Raw genomic sequence first — 15,054 nt, 5'->3', positions numbered from 1 at the left:
TATGCAGTTGAAAATGAGGGAAGACGAGTCAGGTCGCAGCCCGCATCGGCAGGCGCAAAATGCCACGATAAACCGGATTGCCGTTGCGTTCCACGGCTCCGGCCAGTTGCAGGCCTGGTAGCCGCAACACCAGTTGCGCAAACAGCGTTTGCGCCTCCAGCTGGGTCAGGGCGGCGCCAATGCAGACATGCGGGCCGCTGCCAAACGACAGCGCACCGGGGTTGTCGCGCTGCACATCCAGCGTTTCCGGATCGGCATGGCGGTCTGGATCGTGGTTGGCGCAGCCAATCATCGGCAGCACCAGTTCGCCACGGCGCAGCGGCTGGCCATGCAGCGTCAAGCTGCGCGCCACGCGGCGGCCGGTCCATTGCACCGGGCTGTCAAAACGCAGCAGCTCACGGATCGATCCCGGCACCAGCTCCGGCTGGCGGCACAGCAACTCCCACTGCGCGCGATGCTGCATCAGCACTAGCATGCCATTGCCGAGCAGGTTGCGCGTGGTCTCGTAACCGGCAAACAGCAACATGGCGCACTGCGCCAGCAACTCGGCATCGGAGCTGATACGACCATCGTCACGCGCCTGCACCAGCTCGGTGACCAGATCATCCTGCGGATCGCGGCGACGGCGCGGCAGCAGGTCGCGCTCGAAATAGTCAGCCATCTCCAGCGTGCTGCGCTGTGCCAGGCGCGTCTGCTCCGGGCTCGGGCGCACGGCACCGATAAAGGCGGCGATGTCATCGGCCCAGCGCATGAAATCGGTTTCCAGCGACAGGTCGACACCCATCAGGCGCGCAATCACGCGCACCGGCAGCGGGCGCGCGATGCGCTCCATGAAATCGAAGTCTTCGCCGGGAGCGATGCCCTGCACCAGTTCGGCAGCAAACTGTTCGATCTCCGGCTGCAGGGCCTGCAGGCGCTGCGGCCGGAATGCCGGCATCAGCACCTGGCGCAGGCGCGTATGTTCGGGGGCGTCCAGAAACAGCAAGGCACGCGTGAACAGGCGCTGGAACGGCGTGAGGCCGGCGCGATCGCCTTCGGCCACATCCATCACCCAGCCGCCGGTACGCTGCGCCGACAGGCGCACATCGCGCAGCGCCGATTCGACATCGGCATGGCGCGTCAGCAGCCAGGCGCCGCCAAAAAAGGCATCGCTCCACAACAGCGGACCTTCGGCACGCCAGCGCGCATAAGTGGCATACGGGTTGTCGGCAAAATCCGGCGACAACGGACTGGCCAGCGGCTTGTCCCTTGCGTGTCCGTCCGCGAGGACGAGGGTCTCCGGTGCGTTCATGACGTGATCTTCTCCAGCGTATCCAGTACGGCCAGCAGCTGATCCAGCTGGGCCTGTGTGTGTGCGGCACTGAGCGTAAAGCGCAGCCGCGCCGTGCCGGCCGGCACGGTGGGCGGGCGGATGGCTGGCACCCAGACGCCGCTCTGCTCCAGCGTTGCCGACAGACGCAAGGCATCTTCGTTGCTGCCCACCACCAGCGGCTGGATGGCCGTGACGGAATCGGGCAGGCTCCAGTGCGGGTGTTGCTGCACCAGGGCCGACAACCCTGCGCGCAAGCGCGCAATCAGTTGCTGCAAGTGCTGGCGACGTGCTGCGCCCTCTTGCGACTCTACCAGTTCCATGGAAGCGAGCAAGGCCTGCGCCAGCGCCGGCGACATGCCGGTGGTGTAGATATAGGGACGTGCGCGCTGCACCAGCCAGTCGATGATGGTGGCATGCGCCACCACCACGGCGCCGGACACGCCCATGGCCTTGCCCAGCGTGCCCATCCAGACCAGGCGCTCGCTGTGCAGGCCGAAATGTTCCAGACTGCCATGACCGTGCGCGCCCAGCACGCCCAGCCCGTGGGCATCGTCCACCACCAGCCAGGCATCATACTGTTCGGCCATGCGCAGCAGCGCCGGCAGGTCGGCCAGATCACCGTCCATGCTGAACACGGCATCGGTAACAATCAGGCGCTGCGGCGTGTTGCAGCGCTGCAGCAACCGTTCCAGTTGTGCCAGGTCACCATGCATGTAGCGACGTACGTCGGCATCGGCCAGACGTGCGCCATCGATCAGCGAGGCATGGTTGAGCTTGTCGGAAAAAATCGTGGTCTGGCCATCACCCAGCGCCGTCATCAGCGCCATATTGGCCATGAAGCCGCTGCAGAACAGCAGCCCCGCCGCTTGCGGAATGTGGGCCGACTGCCAGCGTGCAAAGCCCTGCTCCACATCTTCATGCACCTGGCTGTGACCGCTGACCAGATGCGAGGCACCGCTGCCCACGCCCCAGCGCTGCGCCCCTTCGGCCAGGGCCTCGGCCAGCGCCGGATGCCCGGCCAGGCCCAGATAGTCGTTGCTGCAGAAGGACAGCCGGGGCTGCTCTGCGCCGGCCAGCTGCTGCAACGGGCCGCAAGGCCCGGTCACGACACGGCGGCGACGACGCAGGCCGGCCTGCTCCAGCGCGGCCAGCTCCTGTTGCAATCGGGTGATCAGCATGGGCAACTCCAGGTGCCGCTGTGGATTCGGCAGAAAGCCATGGTGGTCTGTACGTTCATGTCGCGGCCTCGCCACGCAACTGTTGCAGCAGTGCCTGCGCGGCAGCCAGTGCGGCCGCATCGGCCAGCTGCACGGCCAGCACCTTTTGTCTGCCGGCAGCCCCATGCAGCAGCTCGACCTGTTTTTTCGGTACGCCAAACGTGCTGGCTGCCCAGGCAATCAGGGCCTCGTTGGCCTTGCCATCCACCGGCGCGGCGCCCAGGCGCACGCGCAAGGCATCGCCATGCAGGCCGGCCGCCTCGGTACGCTTGGCCCCCGGCGTGGCATGAATGGCCAGTTTCAGGACATGGCTTGTCATGGGCTTCAGGCGGCTGTGGCCAGCAGTTCGGCCGACTGCACACGCTGCACGCCAGCTGCAGCCATCTGCTCCCAGGCACGTGCCAGCGAACCTTCCAGATCAATGCCACGGCAGGCATCTTCGACCACCGTGACCTCGAAACCCGCAGCCCGTGCATCGAGCGCACTCCAGGCCACGCAGTAATCGGTGGCCAGCCCGCACAGGTAAAGCGAGCGGATACCACGCGCCTTCAGATAGGCCTCCAGCCCGGTGGTGGTCTGGCGGTCGGCCTCGACAAAGGCCGAGTAGCTGTCCACGTCGCGGTGAAAGCCCTTGCGGATGATGAGTTGCGCTTGCGGCACCTGCAGGTCGGCGTGCAAGGCGGCATCGGGCGTACCCTGCACACAGTGCATCGGCCACAGCACCTGCTCGCCATAAGGCAGCGTCAGCGTCTGGTAAGGCTGCATGCCTGCATGGTTGCGCGCAAACGAGACATGGTCGGCCGGGTGCCAATCCTGCGTCAACACGGCATTGGCAAACAGCGGCGCGATGCGGTTGATCACCGGCACCACGGCATCGCCATCCGCCACGGGCAAACCACCGCCTGGCATGAAGCCGTACTGGACATCGATCACGATCAGCGCCTGGCTGGCATCTTGCAACAACACACTCTCCTTCTGGAAAAAAACCGCCCATGCTCGCACATGGGCGGTCCGGCGTTCAGTGCACGGTCACTACCGCGCAGCTTACTCGAACGCCACGATGGCCTGATCGACCGCCAGGCTCTCGCCCGGCTGTGCCAGCACTTCCTTCACCACGCCATCGGCCGTAGCGAACAGGATGTTTTCCATCTTCATGGCCTCGATCACGGCAACGCGCTCGCCGGCCTGCACCTTCTGGCCAGGCTCCACGGCCACCTGCGTCAGCAGGCCCGGCATCGGGGACAGCACGAACTTGCTCATGTCCGGCGGTGCCTTGTAGGGCATCAGCTTGTGCAGCTCGGCCGTGCGCGGATGCATCACGATGGCATCGACCTGGCTGCCGTTGTGGATCACGCGGATCGCCAGCGGATTCTTGGCGCGGCCACGTTCCATCTGCACGGTGAACTCTTCGCCGTTGCAGGTACCGGTGATGCGGGCATCACCCAGGAATTGGTCGATCAGCATGTCGTAATGGCGCTCGCCTTCGGGCGTCTGCAGCGTCACCACGGTGGATTCGCCCGGTGCGGTGGCGCTCAGTTCGGCATTGACATAGATGTTGTTGCCTTCCTTGCCCAGGGCGCAGACGGTGAACTCGCGCTTGGGCAGGCGCTTGTAGCCTTCCCAGAACTTGCCCTGCAGATCCTGTGCACGGTTGCGGTAGTACATGTTCAGGCGCGCTGCCAGGGCCATCAGGAAGTACGGATCGCTGTGCGGCACGTCTTCGGCGCGGAAGCCATCGGCGTAGTTCTCGGCGATGAAGCCGGTATTGAAATCACCGGAGATGAACTTGGGATGCGCCAGCAGCGCGGCCTGGAACGGGATGTTGCTCTGCACGCCCTTGATCACGAAACCGTTCAGGGCTTCACGCATGCGCGCGATGGCGTCGTTGCGATCCTTGCCGTGCACGATCAGCTTGGCGATCATGGAGTCGTAGAACATGGAAATTTCGCCACCATCCACCACACCGGTGTCGACGCGCACACCGTAATCGGTGCTGGCTTCGCCCTGGAACAGGTTCTGCTCCGGCGGCTGGAAGCGCACCAGACGACCGGTGGAAGGCAGGAAGTTGCGGAACGGATCTTCGGCGTTGATACGGCACTCGATCGCCCAGCCTTCCTTCTTCACGTCAGACTGCTGGAGGGTCAGCTTTTCGCCAGCGGCGACGCGAATCATCTGCTCCACCAGGTCCAGACCGGTGATGCACTCGGTCACCGGATGCTCCACCTGCAGGCGGGTGTTCATTTCCAGGAAGTAGAAGTCCTGGTTCTTGCCCACCACGAATTCCACCGTACCGGCAGACTGGTAGTTCACCGCCTTGGCCAGGGCCACGGCCTGTTCGCCCATGGCCTTGCGGGTTTCATCGCTGATGAAGGGAGACGGTGCTTCCTCGATCACCTTCTGGTGACGACGCTGGATCGAGCACTCGCGCTCGTTCAGGTAGATCACGTTGCCGTGCGCATCGCCCAGTACCTGGATCTCGATGTGGCGCGGCTGCTCGACGAACTTCTCGATGAAGACGCGGTCGTCGCCGAAGCTGTTGCGGGCTTCGTTGCGGCAGGAAGCAAAGCCTTCATGCGCTTCCTTGTCGTTGAAGGCCACACGCAGACCCTTGCCACCGCCGCCGGCGGAAGCCTTGATCATCACCGGATAGCCGATGCCCTTGGCGATTTCCACCGCCTGCTCGGGTGTATCGATCGGGTCGTTGTAGCCGGGAATGGTGTTGACCTTGGCTTCGTTGGCCAGCTTCTTGGAAGCGATCTTGTCGCCCATGGCGGCAATCGCCTGGTGCTTGGGGCCAATGAAGGCAATGCCGTTTTCCTCGACCTTGCGGCAGAATTCCTCGTTCTCGCTCAGGAAGCCGTAGCCGGGATGGATCGCCTGTGCGCCAGTCTGCTTGGCCACTTCGATGATCTTGTCGCCCAGCAGGTAGGACTCGCGGGAAGGCGGCGGGCCCAGGCGCACGGCCTCGTCGGCCAGCTGCACAAAGCGCGCGTCCTTGTCGGCGTCGGAATAGACCGCCACGGTCTGGATGCCCATTTTCTTGGCAGTGGCGATCACGCGGCAGGCGATTTCGCCGCGGTTCGCAATCAAAATCTTGGTGAACATGAAACGGTTCTCCTAATCGGTATTCTGGTCTGGATGCTTGTGGAAAAGGAACGCGGATTACAGCGGGATGTTGCCGTGCTTGCGCCACGGGTTTTCCAGCTTCTTGTCCTTCAGCATGGCCAGGCTGCGGCAGATGCGCTTGCGCGTCTCGTGCGGCTGGATCACGTCGTCGATGAAGCCACGGGCACCGGCCACGAACGGGTTGGCGAAACGGGACTTGTATTCGGCTTCGCGGGCAGCCAGCTTTTCCGGATCATTCTTGTCTTCACGGAAGATGATCTCCACCGCGCCCTTGGCACCCATCACCGCGATTTCGGCATTCGGCCAGGCCAGGTTGACGTCACCACGCAGGTGCTTGGAGCTCATCACGTCATACGCACCGCCGTAGGCCTTGCGCGTGATGATGGTGATCTTCGGCACCGTGCACTCGGCGTAGGCGTACAGCAGCTTGGCACCATGCTTGATGATGCCGCCGTATTCCTGGCTGGTACCGGGCATGAAACCAGGCACGTCCACGAAGGTGACCACCGGGATGTTGAAGGCATCGCAAAAGCGCACGAAACGGGCTGCCTTGATGGAGGACTTGATGTCCAGGCAGCCGGCCAGCACCAGCGGCTGGTTGGCCACGATACCGACCACGTTGCCGTCCATGCGGGCAAAACCGATCACGATGTTGGCGGCATAGTCAGGCTGCAGCTCGAAGAATTCGCCATCGTCCACGGTCTTGACGATCAACTCCTTCATGTCGTAAGGCTTGTTCGGGTTGTCCGGCACCAGCGTGTCCAGGCTCAGGTCGGCACGATCGACCGGATCCAGCGTCGGGCGGTACGGTGCCTTTTCGCGGTTGTTGGACGGGATGTAGTTGTACAGGCGACGCAGCATCAGCAGCGCTTCCACGTCGTTCTCGAAGGCCAGATCGGCCACACCGCTGCGGCTGGTGTGGGTAATGGCACCGCCCAGCTCTTCTGCCGTCACGGATTCGTGCGTCACGGTCTTCACCACTTCCGGGCCGGTCACGAACATGTAGGAGCTGTCCTTGACCATGAAGATGAAGTCGGTCATGGCCGGAGAGTAGACGGCACCACCGGCACAGGGGCCCATGATCATGGAGATCTGCGGCACCACGCCGGACGCCATCACGTTGCGCTGGAACACCTCGGCGTAGCCAGCCAGGGAGGCCACGCCTTCCTGGATGCGCGCGCCGCCGGAATCGTTCAGGCCGATCACCGGCGCGCCGACCTTCATCGCCTGGTCCATCAGCTTGCAGATCTTTTCTGCGTGGGCTTCGGACAGGGCACCACCGAAGACGGTGAAGTCCTGGCTGAACACGAACACCAGGCGGTTGTTGATGGTGCCGTAGCCGATCACCACGCCATCGCCCGGAATGTGGCTTTGTTCCATGCCGAAGTCGGTGCAGCGGTGCTCCACGAACATGTCCCATTCCTCGAACGTACCGGCGTCGAGCAGGACCTCGATACGCTCACGCGCCGTGAGCTTGCCCTTGCCGTGCTGCGCATCGATACGACGCTGGCCGCCACCCAGTCGGGCGGCTTCGCGCTTCTGTTCAAGTTGGTCAAGAATTTCCTTCATCTCGGATCCTTTGGTTTGAAATTGAAAGATTGAAACAGGTACAAAACGGAAAACCCGTGACGATTCAGGGTTGCACTGCAGACTGGAACAGCTGCAGCAGCTGACGCGCTGCGGTCGATGCGGCCAAGGTGCCCTGCTGGACACGCTGCGTCAACTCCGGCAATTGTCCGGACACGCCAGCGTGGGTGCGGAAGGCATCCTTCAGGCCGGCATCGATGCGTTCCCACATCCAGGCCTGCGACTGCTGCTGACGACGCTGCGCCAGCTTGCCATTGCCGGTATTGATGTTGCGGAATTCCTCGACGGCAGCCCAGAAATCTTCCACGCCGGTGCCTTCCAGCGCACTGATCTGCAGCACGCGCGGTTGCCACTGCGGGGCAGCGCTGTCGTCATGGCGGCCATGGAAGCCGAGCAGGCGCAGGCTGGAAGTAATCTGGGCCTGGGCACGCGTGGCTGCCACCGGATCGATATCGGCCTTGTTGATCACGACCAGATCGGCCATCTCCATCACGCCCTTCTTGATCGCCTGCAGATCGTCACCGGCGTTGGGCAACTGCAGCAGCACGAACATGTCGGCCATGTCATGCACGGCGGTTTCGGACTGGCCGACACCAACGGTCTCGATGATGACCACATCATAGCCGGCCGCCTCGCACACCAGCATGGCTTCGCGCGTCTTCTCGGCGACACCTCCCAGGTTGCAGCTGCTCGGGCTTGGGCGGATATAGGCATTGGGTTCGCGGCTCAGGCGCTCCATGCGGGTCTTGTCACCCAGGATGGAGCCGCCGGAAACGCTGGAGGACGGATCGATGGCCAGCACGGCCACCTTGAGCCCGCGCCCGGTCAGGTGCAGGCCGAGCGTCTCGACAAAGGTCGACTTGCCCACGCCCGGCACGCCACTCAGGCCCAGGCGCAGCGCCTTGCCGGTATGCGGCAACAGGGCCGTCAGCAACTCATCGGCCAGCGCACGGTGATCGGCGCGGGTGGATTCGAGCAGCGTGATGGCCTTGGCAATGCCACGACGGCGACGCGACGCGTCACCGTGCAGAATGGCTTGCTGGATGTCGGGAACTGCTGGCAACATGGATCAGGACAGGCTTGCCTTGATCTGTTCCAGCACGTCCTTGGCGCTGACCGGAATCGGCGTACCCGGACCATAGATGCCCTTGACACCGGCTTCGTACAGGAAGTCGTAGTCCTGACGCGGAATCACGCCGCCCACAAACACCACGATGTCGTCGGCACCCTGTGCCTTCAGCTCCTTGACGATGGCCGGCACCAGCGTCTTGTGGCCGGCCGCCAGCGTGGAAATGCCGATCGCGTGCACGTCGTTCTCGACAGCCTGGCGGGCGCATTCTTCGGGGGTCTGGAACAACGGGCCGATGTCGACGTCAAAGCCCAGGTCGGCGAAGGCGGTGGATACCACCTTGGCACCGCGGTCGTGACCGTCCTGGCCCAGCTTGGCCACCATCACGCGCGGGCGGCGACCCTGCTGTTCGGCGAACTGGCTGATTTCTTCCTTGAGTTTTTCCCAGCCTTCGGCCGAGTCATAAGCAGCAGCGTACACACCAGTCACCTTTTGCGTATCCGCACGATGGCGGCCAAATGCTTTTTCAAGCGCGTCGGAAATCTCGCCACCGGTGGCACGCAGACGCGATGCCTTGATGGCCAGGTCCAGCAGGTTGCCTTCGCCGGATTCGGCAGCAGCAGTCAGGGCATCCAGCGCCGCCTGCACGGCAGCGTTGTCGCGCTTGGCCTTGATCTGGTTGATGCGGGCAATCTGCGATTCGCGCACCTTGACGTTGTCCACTTCCAGGATCTCGACCGGGTCTTCCTTGGCCAGCTTGTACTTGTTGACGCCAACGATGACATCCTTGCCGGAATCGATGCGGGCCTGCTTCTCGGCCGCGGCTGCCTCGATCTTGAGCTTGGCCCAGCCGCTGTCCACGGCCTTGGTCATGCCGCCCATGGCGTCCACTTCCTCGATGATCTTCCAGGCGGCATCGGCCATTTCCTGGGTCAGCTTTTCCATCATGTAGGAACCGGCCCAGGGGTCGATCACGTTGGTGATGTGGGTTTCTTCCTGGATGATCAGCTGCGTGTTGCGCGCAATGCGGGCCGAGAATTCGGTCGGCAGCGCGATCGCCTCATCCAGCGCGTTGGTGTGCAGCGACTGGGTGCCGCCGAACACGGCTGCCATGGCCTCGATAGTGGTACGCACCACGTTGTTGTACGGATCCTGCTCGGTGAGCGACCAGCCGGAAGTCTGGCAGTGCGTGCGCAGCATCAGGGACTTGGGGTTCCTGGGCTCGAACTCCTTCATGATGCGGCACCACAGCAGGCGGGCGGCACGCATCTTGGCAATTTCCAGGTAGAAGTTCATGCCGATGGCCCAGAAGAAGGACAGGCGGCCGGCGAAGGCGTCCACGTCCATGCCCTTGGCCAGGGCGGTCTTGACGTATTCCTTGCCGTCGGCCAGCGTGAAGGCCAGCTCCAGCGCCTGGTTGGCACCGGCTTCCTGCATGTGGTAGCCGGAGATCGAGATCGAGTTGAACTTGGGCATGTTCTGGCTCGTGTACTCGATGATGTCGCCGATGATGCGCATGGACGGCTGCGGCGGATAGATATAGGTATTGCGGACCATGAACTCCTTGAGGATGTCGTTCTGGATGGTGCCGCTGAGCTTGTCCTGGGACACGCCCTGCTCTTCTGCCGCAATCACGTAACCTGCCAGCACCGGCAGCACGGCGCCGTTCATGGTCATGGAAACGGACACCTTGTCGAGCGGGATGCCGTCGAACAGGATCTTCATGTCCTCGACGCTGTCGATGGCCACGCCGGCCTTGCCGACGTCACCGGTCACGCGCGGATGGTCGGAGTCGTAGCCTCGGTGGGTGGCCAGGTCAAAGGCCACCGACACGCCCTGACCACCGGCCGCCAGGGCCTTGCGGTAGAACGCGTTGGATTCTTCGGCGGTGGAAAAACCGGCGTACTGGCGGATGGTCCAGGGACGCACGGCATACATGGTGGCCTGCGGACCACGCAGGAAAGGCTCCAGGCCCGGCAGCGTGTTGGCGTACGGCAGGCTGGCGGTATCGGCTGCGGTGTACAGCGGCTTGACCCTGATGCCGTCAGGCGTGATCCAGTCGAGGGCCTGCACATCACCGCCCGGGGCGGATTTGGCAGCCGCCTTCAGCCAGTCTTCCATTGTGCTGGGGTTGAACTCGGTGTTCAGCTTGTTGTCGGAATTTGCCATGGATTGCAGTCCCTCTGTGGTGATGAGCAGATGCCACTACAGCAGAAGCGCCGAAGCCGCGCCAAGTGACGCGGTTCGACGAGCTGTTGGACCCTGCCCTGTTATAGCAAAAAAAACAAGGTTGGACCTGTCTGCCAGATGTCCGGCATGCAGGCATCGGTTGCCAGCAGTTGCATTTGGCAATACTGTAATTATGAATGCAAAGCAGGTAAGATGCGCGCATTGTGACCCTTTTTTTACGTTCGGGCCCGGGCCATGGCACTTGCATCCTCCTATTCGACCAGACAGCCATCCGGCGGACTCGCAGCCGCCCGTCCGCTGTACATGGATGTAGCCGACAATCTGCGCCTGCGCATCCTGCAGCGCGGACTGCCGCCCGGCAGCTGGATCGACGAGCAGAAGCTGGCCGAGGAAATGGGCATCAGCCGCACGCCGATGCGCGAGGCGATCAAGGTGCTGGCGGCTGAAGGCCTGGTCACGATCCGGGTGCGACGCGGTGCCTATGTCACCGAAGTGCCGGAAAACGAGGTGCGCGAAATCTACCACCTGCTGGCCCTGCTCGAAGCCGATGCCGCTGCCGATGTGGCACTGCATGCCGCTGACGAGGAGCTGCAGGAGCTGTCCGGCCTGCACACGCAGCTGCAGCTGCAGGCCGGCTTGCTGGCCGCCAGCCCGAACGACAGTCTGCTGATTGACCGCTTTTTTGCCATCAACCAGCAGTTCCATGGCCGCATGCTGGACATCAGCCGCAACCACTGGCGCATGCAGATCGTGAACGACCTGCGCGGCGTGATGCAGCTCGGACGCCACCACTCGCTGTTCAAGACCGGCCGTGTGCAGCAGTCGCTCGATGAGCACGCGGCCATTCTGGCAGCGCTGCTGGCGCGTGATGCTACCGCCGCCAGTGCTGCCATGCGCACCCACTTCGCCAACGGCCTGCGGGCCGCCGGCTGAGCAGCCCAGCGCCTACAATCCCTGCATGGCCATACCGCAGGGTTTCATCCAGGATCTGTTGCAACGCGTCGACGTCGTCGAGGTGGTGGGTCGCTACGTCCAGCTGAAGAAAACCGGCGCCAACTTCTCCGGCTTGTGCCCCTTCCACTCGGAGAAATCGCCCTCCTTCACGGTCAGTCCGACCAAGCAGTTCTACCACTGCTTTGGTTGCGGCAAGAATGGCGATGCGATCCGCTTCCTGATGGAACACAACGGCATGAGTTTTGTCGAGGCGGTGCAGGATCTGGCCCAGCAGCACGGTCTGCAGGTACCGGAAGAAAACATCAGCCCGCAGCAGCGCGCCCAGCAGGAAGAACGGAAGCAGAAACAGGCCACGCTGACCGATGTCCTGGAACGCGCTGCCATCGATTACCGCAAGCAGCTCAAGCATGCGCCCGTCGCCATCGACTACCTCAAGCAGCGTGGCCTGACCGGTCGCATCGCGCTGCGTTTCGGCATGGGCTATGCGCCGGCTGGCTGGCACCATCTGACCAGCGTGTTTCCCGAATACACCGATCCGCTGCTGGAAGAGGCTGGCCTGGTGATCCGCCAGGCCGACCAGGCCGGAGACAGCACGCAGGACCGGCGCTACGACCGCTTTCGCCACCGCATCATGTTTCCGATTCGCAATGTGAAGGGCGAATGCATCGGCTTTGGCGGTCGCGTGCTGGGAGACGACAAGCCCAAGTACCTGAACTCGCCGGAAACCCCGGTGTTCAGCAAGGGACGCGAGCTGTACGGCCTGTTCGAGGCACGCGAGGCGCTGCGCAGCCACGGTTATGCATTGGTGACCGAGGGCTACATGGACGTGGTGGCGCTGGCCCAGCTCGGCTTTGCCAACGCCGTGGCCACGCTGGGCACGGCCTGTACGCCCGAGCATGTGCACAAGCTGTTCCGCTATACCGACCAGATCGTGTTCAGCTTTGATGGCGACCAGGCCGGTCAGCGCGCTGCGCACAAGGCGCTGGTCGCCGCCCTGCCCTATGCCACCGATACCCGCAGCGTGAAATTCCTGTTCCTGCCGCCCGAGCATGATCCGGACAGCTTTATCCGTGCCAACGGTCCGGAAGCCTTCAGTGTCCAGGTGCAGCAGGCGCTGCCACTGAGCCAGTTCCTGGTCCAGGCGGCATCCGAAGACTGCGATCTGGGCACCGCCGAAGGCCGCGCCCGCATGAGCAGTCAGGCGCGTCCGCTCTGGCAGGCCCTGCCCGATGGCGCGCTCAAGGCACAGTTGCTGGCCGAACTGGCAGCACAGGCGCAGCTGACGGCCGCCGACCTGCAGCATGTCTGGCAAACCCAGGGCGGATCGATTCCCCAGACCACGTCTGCGCCCCGGCAGCCGACCAACGCAGCAGGCCATGCGGCCTCGTCAGCAGCGGAATGGCGACCGGCCTCCAGCCAGCGTCCGCAACGCGCAAGACAGGCATGGAAAAATGCGGCTTCGCCAGCACCCGTGCCCCAGGGCCGTCGCAGCCCGCCCACCAGCCGCGCCGACCACGCGCTGCGCCTGCTGTTGCTGCACATGCCGTTCTGGGGCCGCTTGCCACCGGCGCTACAAGGCCTGCTGTGCGCGCTGCCGGTACCGCACGGTCCGCTGTTCGGCTGGATCGACAGCCAGTACCAGGAACATGGCGCGCTAGCCTGGGGCACGCTGCAGGAAAGCCTGCCGCAGGTCGCCTGGGGCGATGTGGCCCTGCAGCTGGTGCAGAACTACCAGGCCCTGGGACTGCAGCCCAGCCAGGACGATGCGCTGGCAGAATTGCGTTCTGCTGTCACCTGGCTGCACGCCGACGAGCTGGACCGCCAGGCACAGCAGGCCGCCGCCGCCGGCGATGTGGCGCGCGTCCGCGCCCTGCTGCAGCAGAAAACCGCACTCGATATCCTGCCGCCCGCGCAGCAGGACTGATCAGGGCTTGTGGACGACGGGCGGTACATCCGCCAGCACATTCGATGCGCCAGGCAGTCGAGCCGGCAGATCACGGGCCGGCTCGGGCGGTGGCGCATTCACCCAGGGCTGCATGACCGGCAACAGGAATTCGGTGGCCTGGCGGCCGATATCGATGGCCTCCTGCGCCCGGTGAAAATCCATCAGTGACAGATGCGCCAGCCTGGGCGCAATCACCATGTCGGGCGGATCACCCGCCATGCGGCTGCGCGTGATGCGCTGCTGCATGATGTTGATGCTGGTGGCCAGCACCTCGAGCATGGAAGGCAGCGGCGAGCTGACGGCATCGGTCACGCTATCGGGCAGCCAGCTGCCGAGCGTGTTCTGGATCGACTGCAGCCAGGGCGAACGCTGTACCGGCTCGTCGGGCTCCTGCAGATGACGCTGCAGGATGTCATGGTTCAGGTCAACCGCGATCACGATATCCGCCCCCATGGCGCGTGCCAGCGTGACCGGCACCGGATTGACCAGACCGCCATCAACCAGTAGTCGATCCTGCACCATGACCGGAGTGAACAGGCCTGGCAAGGCGATAGAGGCACGCACCGCATCCACCAGTGAGCCTTCGCGCAACCACAACTCGTTGCCGCCATGCAGTGCCGTGGCGACTGCAGCAAACGGCAGCGGCAGATCCTCGATCTGGCAGTCCTCGAAATGGTGGCGGAAGAAGCTGACCAGCTTTTCGCCCTTGAGCATGCCGCCGGCCAGTCGAAAATCCATCAGCGAGATCACATCGCGCATGCGCAGGCCACGGATCCAGGCCTCGAAACTGTCCAGCTTGCCGGTGGCATAGGCGGCACCGACGATGGCCCCGACAGAGGAGCCGCAAACGATATCCGGACGGATACCGGCTTCCAGCAAGGTGCGCAGCACCCCTACATGCGCCCAGCCACGTGCCGAACCGCTGCCCAGCGCCAGGCCAATCACCGGCTTGCGTTTCGGCATCTCAGGCCTGCTCAGCCGCTACCGCTTCCGGCATGCGCAGAAAGTGTTCGCGGTAATAGACCAGCTCGTCGATGGACTCCTCGACATCGGCCAGCGCGGTATGCTTCTGGTGCTTTTTGAATTGTGCGTGCAGTTCCGGACGCCAGCGACGCGCCAGTTCCTTGAGCGTACTCACGTCCAGATTGCGGTAGTGGAAATAGGCTTCCAGCTTGGGCATCGCCTTGACCAGAAAACGACGGTCCTGGCCGATGGTGTTGCCGCACATGGGCGACTTGCCCTTGCTCACGTACTTGCGCAAAAAGGCCAGGATCTGCTCTTCGGCATCCGCTTCGGTGGTGCTGCTGGCCTTGACCTTGTCGATCAGGCCGCTGCGGCCATGTGTGCCCTTGTTCCAGGCATCCATGCCATCCAGCAACTGCTGGCTCTGGTGGATGACCAGCACCGGGCCGGGAACACGCACCGCGAGATCGGGACTGGTCACGATCACGGCAATTTCGATGATGCGCTCCTTCTCGGGATCGAGGCCGGTCATTTCACAATCAAGCCAGACCAGATTGTCATCGTGCTTGGCCAGCACGGGATTGGCAGCCACTTCGGCTGCGGGGTTCAGGGTTTCACTCATGACCGTATTGTCTCGCATCCGGCACCTTCTCCGGCCTGTCGGGCCTGCGCAAACCCCCGCAGACAGGTA

At 63.6% G+C, this 15,054-nt stretch carries 12 protein-coding genes; 2 read left to right on the top strand and 10 right to left on the bottom strand.

Annotated features, from left to right (window positions below; translation table 11 throughout):
* Window positions 1–28: 28 nt before the first annotated feature.
* The 8 genes from C513_RS0108790 to scpA all read right to left on the bottom strand — a co-directional run bounded on the left by C513_RS0108790 (window position 29) and on the right by scpA (window position 10,480).
* Window positions 29–1,291: a cytochrome P450 gene (locus C513_RS0108790; RefSeq protein WP_018715684.1), complete on the bottom strand. Its 1,263-nt coding sequence runs from the start codon at window positions 1,289–1,291 to the stop codon at window positions 29–31.
* Window positions 1,288–2,490, bottom strand: coding sequence for an 8-amino-7-oxononanoate synthase (bioF, locus tag C513_RS0108785; RefSeq protein ID WP_018715683.1), 1,203 nt, complete (start codon window positions 2,488–2,490; stop codon window positions 1,288–1,290). Before bioF ends, C513_RS0108790 begins: the two co-directional genes overlap by 4 nt.
* A 55-nt stretch (window positions 2,491–2,545) precedes the next feature.
* Complete coding sequence (locus tag C513_RS0108780; RefSeq protein ID WP_018715682.1) at window positions 2,546–2,848, bottom strand: DUF167 domain-containing protein; 303 nt, start codon at window positions 2,846–2,848, stop codon at window positions 2,546–2,548.
* 5 nt (window positions 2,849–2,853) lie between these two features.
* Entirely contained in the window at window positions 2,854–3,492 is a 639-nt protein-coding gene (gene pncA / locus C513_RS0108775) for a bifunctional nicotinamidase/pyrazinamidase (RefSeq protein ID WP_018715681.1), read from the bottom strand.
* An 81-nt stretch (window positions 3,493–3,573) separates the two neighbouring features.
* A complete protein-coding gene (locus tag C513_RS0108770; protein WP_018715680.1) occupies window positions 3,574–5,634 on the bottom strand; it encodes an acetyl-CoA carboxylase biotin carboxylase subunit in 2,061 nt (686 codons plus the stop codon).
* 57 nt (window positions 5,635–5,691) lie between these two features.
* Entirely contained in the window at window positions 5,692–7,224 is a 1,533-nt protein-coding gene (locus tag C513_RS0108765; protein WP_018715679.1) for an acyl-CoA carboxylase subunit beta, read from the bottom strand.
* A 64-nt stretch (window positions 7,225–7,288) separates the two neighbouring features.
* Entirely contained in the window at window positions 7,289–8,308 is a 1,020-nt protein-coding gene (meaB, locus tag C513_RS0108760) for a methylmalonyl Co-A mutase-associated GTPase MeaB (protein ID WP_018715678.1), read from the bottom strand.
* Window positions 8,309–8,311: 3 nt separating this feature from the next.
* Window positions 8,312–10,480, bottom strand: coding sequence for a methylmalonyl-CoA mutase (gene scpA, locus C513_RS0108755; protein WP_018715677.1), 2,169 nt, complete (start codon window positions 10,478–10,480; stop codon window positions 8,312–8,314).
* Window positions 10,481–10,804: 324 nt separating this feature from the next.
* Here scpA and C513_RS0108750 point away from each other — a divergent pair, with 324 nt between their 5' ends.
* Entirely contained in the window at window positions 10,805–11,434 is a 630-nt protein-coding gene (locus tag C513_RS0108750; protein WP_018715676.1) for a GntR family transcriptional regulator, read from the top strand.
* Window positions 11,435–11,459: 25 nt separating this feature from the next.
* Window positions 11,460–13,379: a DNA primase gene (gene dnaG / locus C513_RS13125; protein WP_018715675.1), complete on the top strand. Its 1,920-nt coding sequence runs from the start codon at window positions 11,460–11,462 to the stop codon at window positions 13,377–13,379.
* Here the strand turns inward: dnaG and rssA are convergent, their stop codons facing one another.
* Both rssA and orn read right to left on the bottom strand, forming a co-directional pair.
* Complete coding sequence (rssA, locus tag C513_RS0108735; RefSeq protein WP_018715674.1) at window positions 13,380–14,363, bottom strand: patatin-like phospholipase RssA; 984 nt, start codon at window positions 14,361–14,363, stop codon at window positions 13,380–13,382.
* Between the two features lies 1 nt (window position 14,364).
* Window positions 14,365–14,985, bottom strand: coding sequence for an oligoribonuclease (gene orn, locus C513_RS0108730; RefSeq protein ID WP_018715673.1), 621 nt, complete (start codon window positions 14,983–14,985; stop codon window positions 14,365–14,367).
* Window positions 14,986–15,054 lie beyond the last annotated feature (69 nt).

The sequence above is a fragment of the Allobrachymonas chironomi DSM 19884 genome (genome assembly GCF_000374625.1).
Classification (GTDB): domain Bacteria; phylum Pseudomonadota; class Gammaproteobacteria; order Burkholderiales; family Burkholderiaceae_C; genus Brachymonas; species Brachymonas chironomi.
This window is presented reverse-complemented; position numbering and strand designations above follow the sequence as displayed.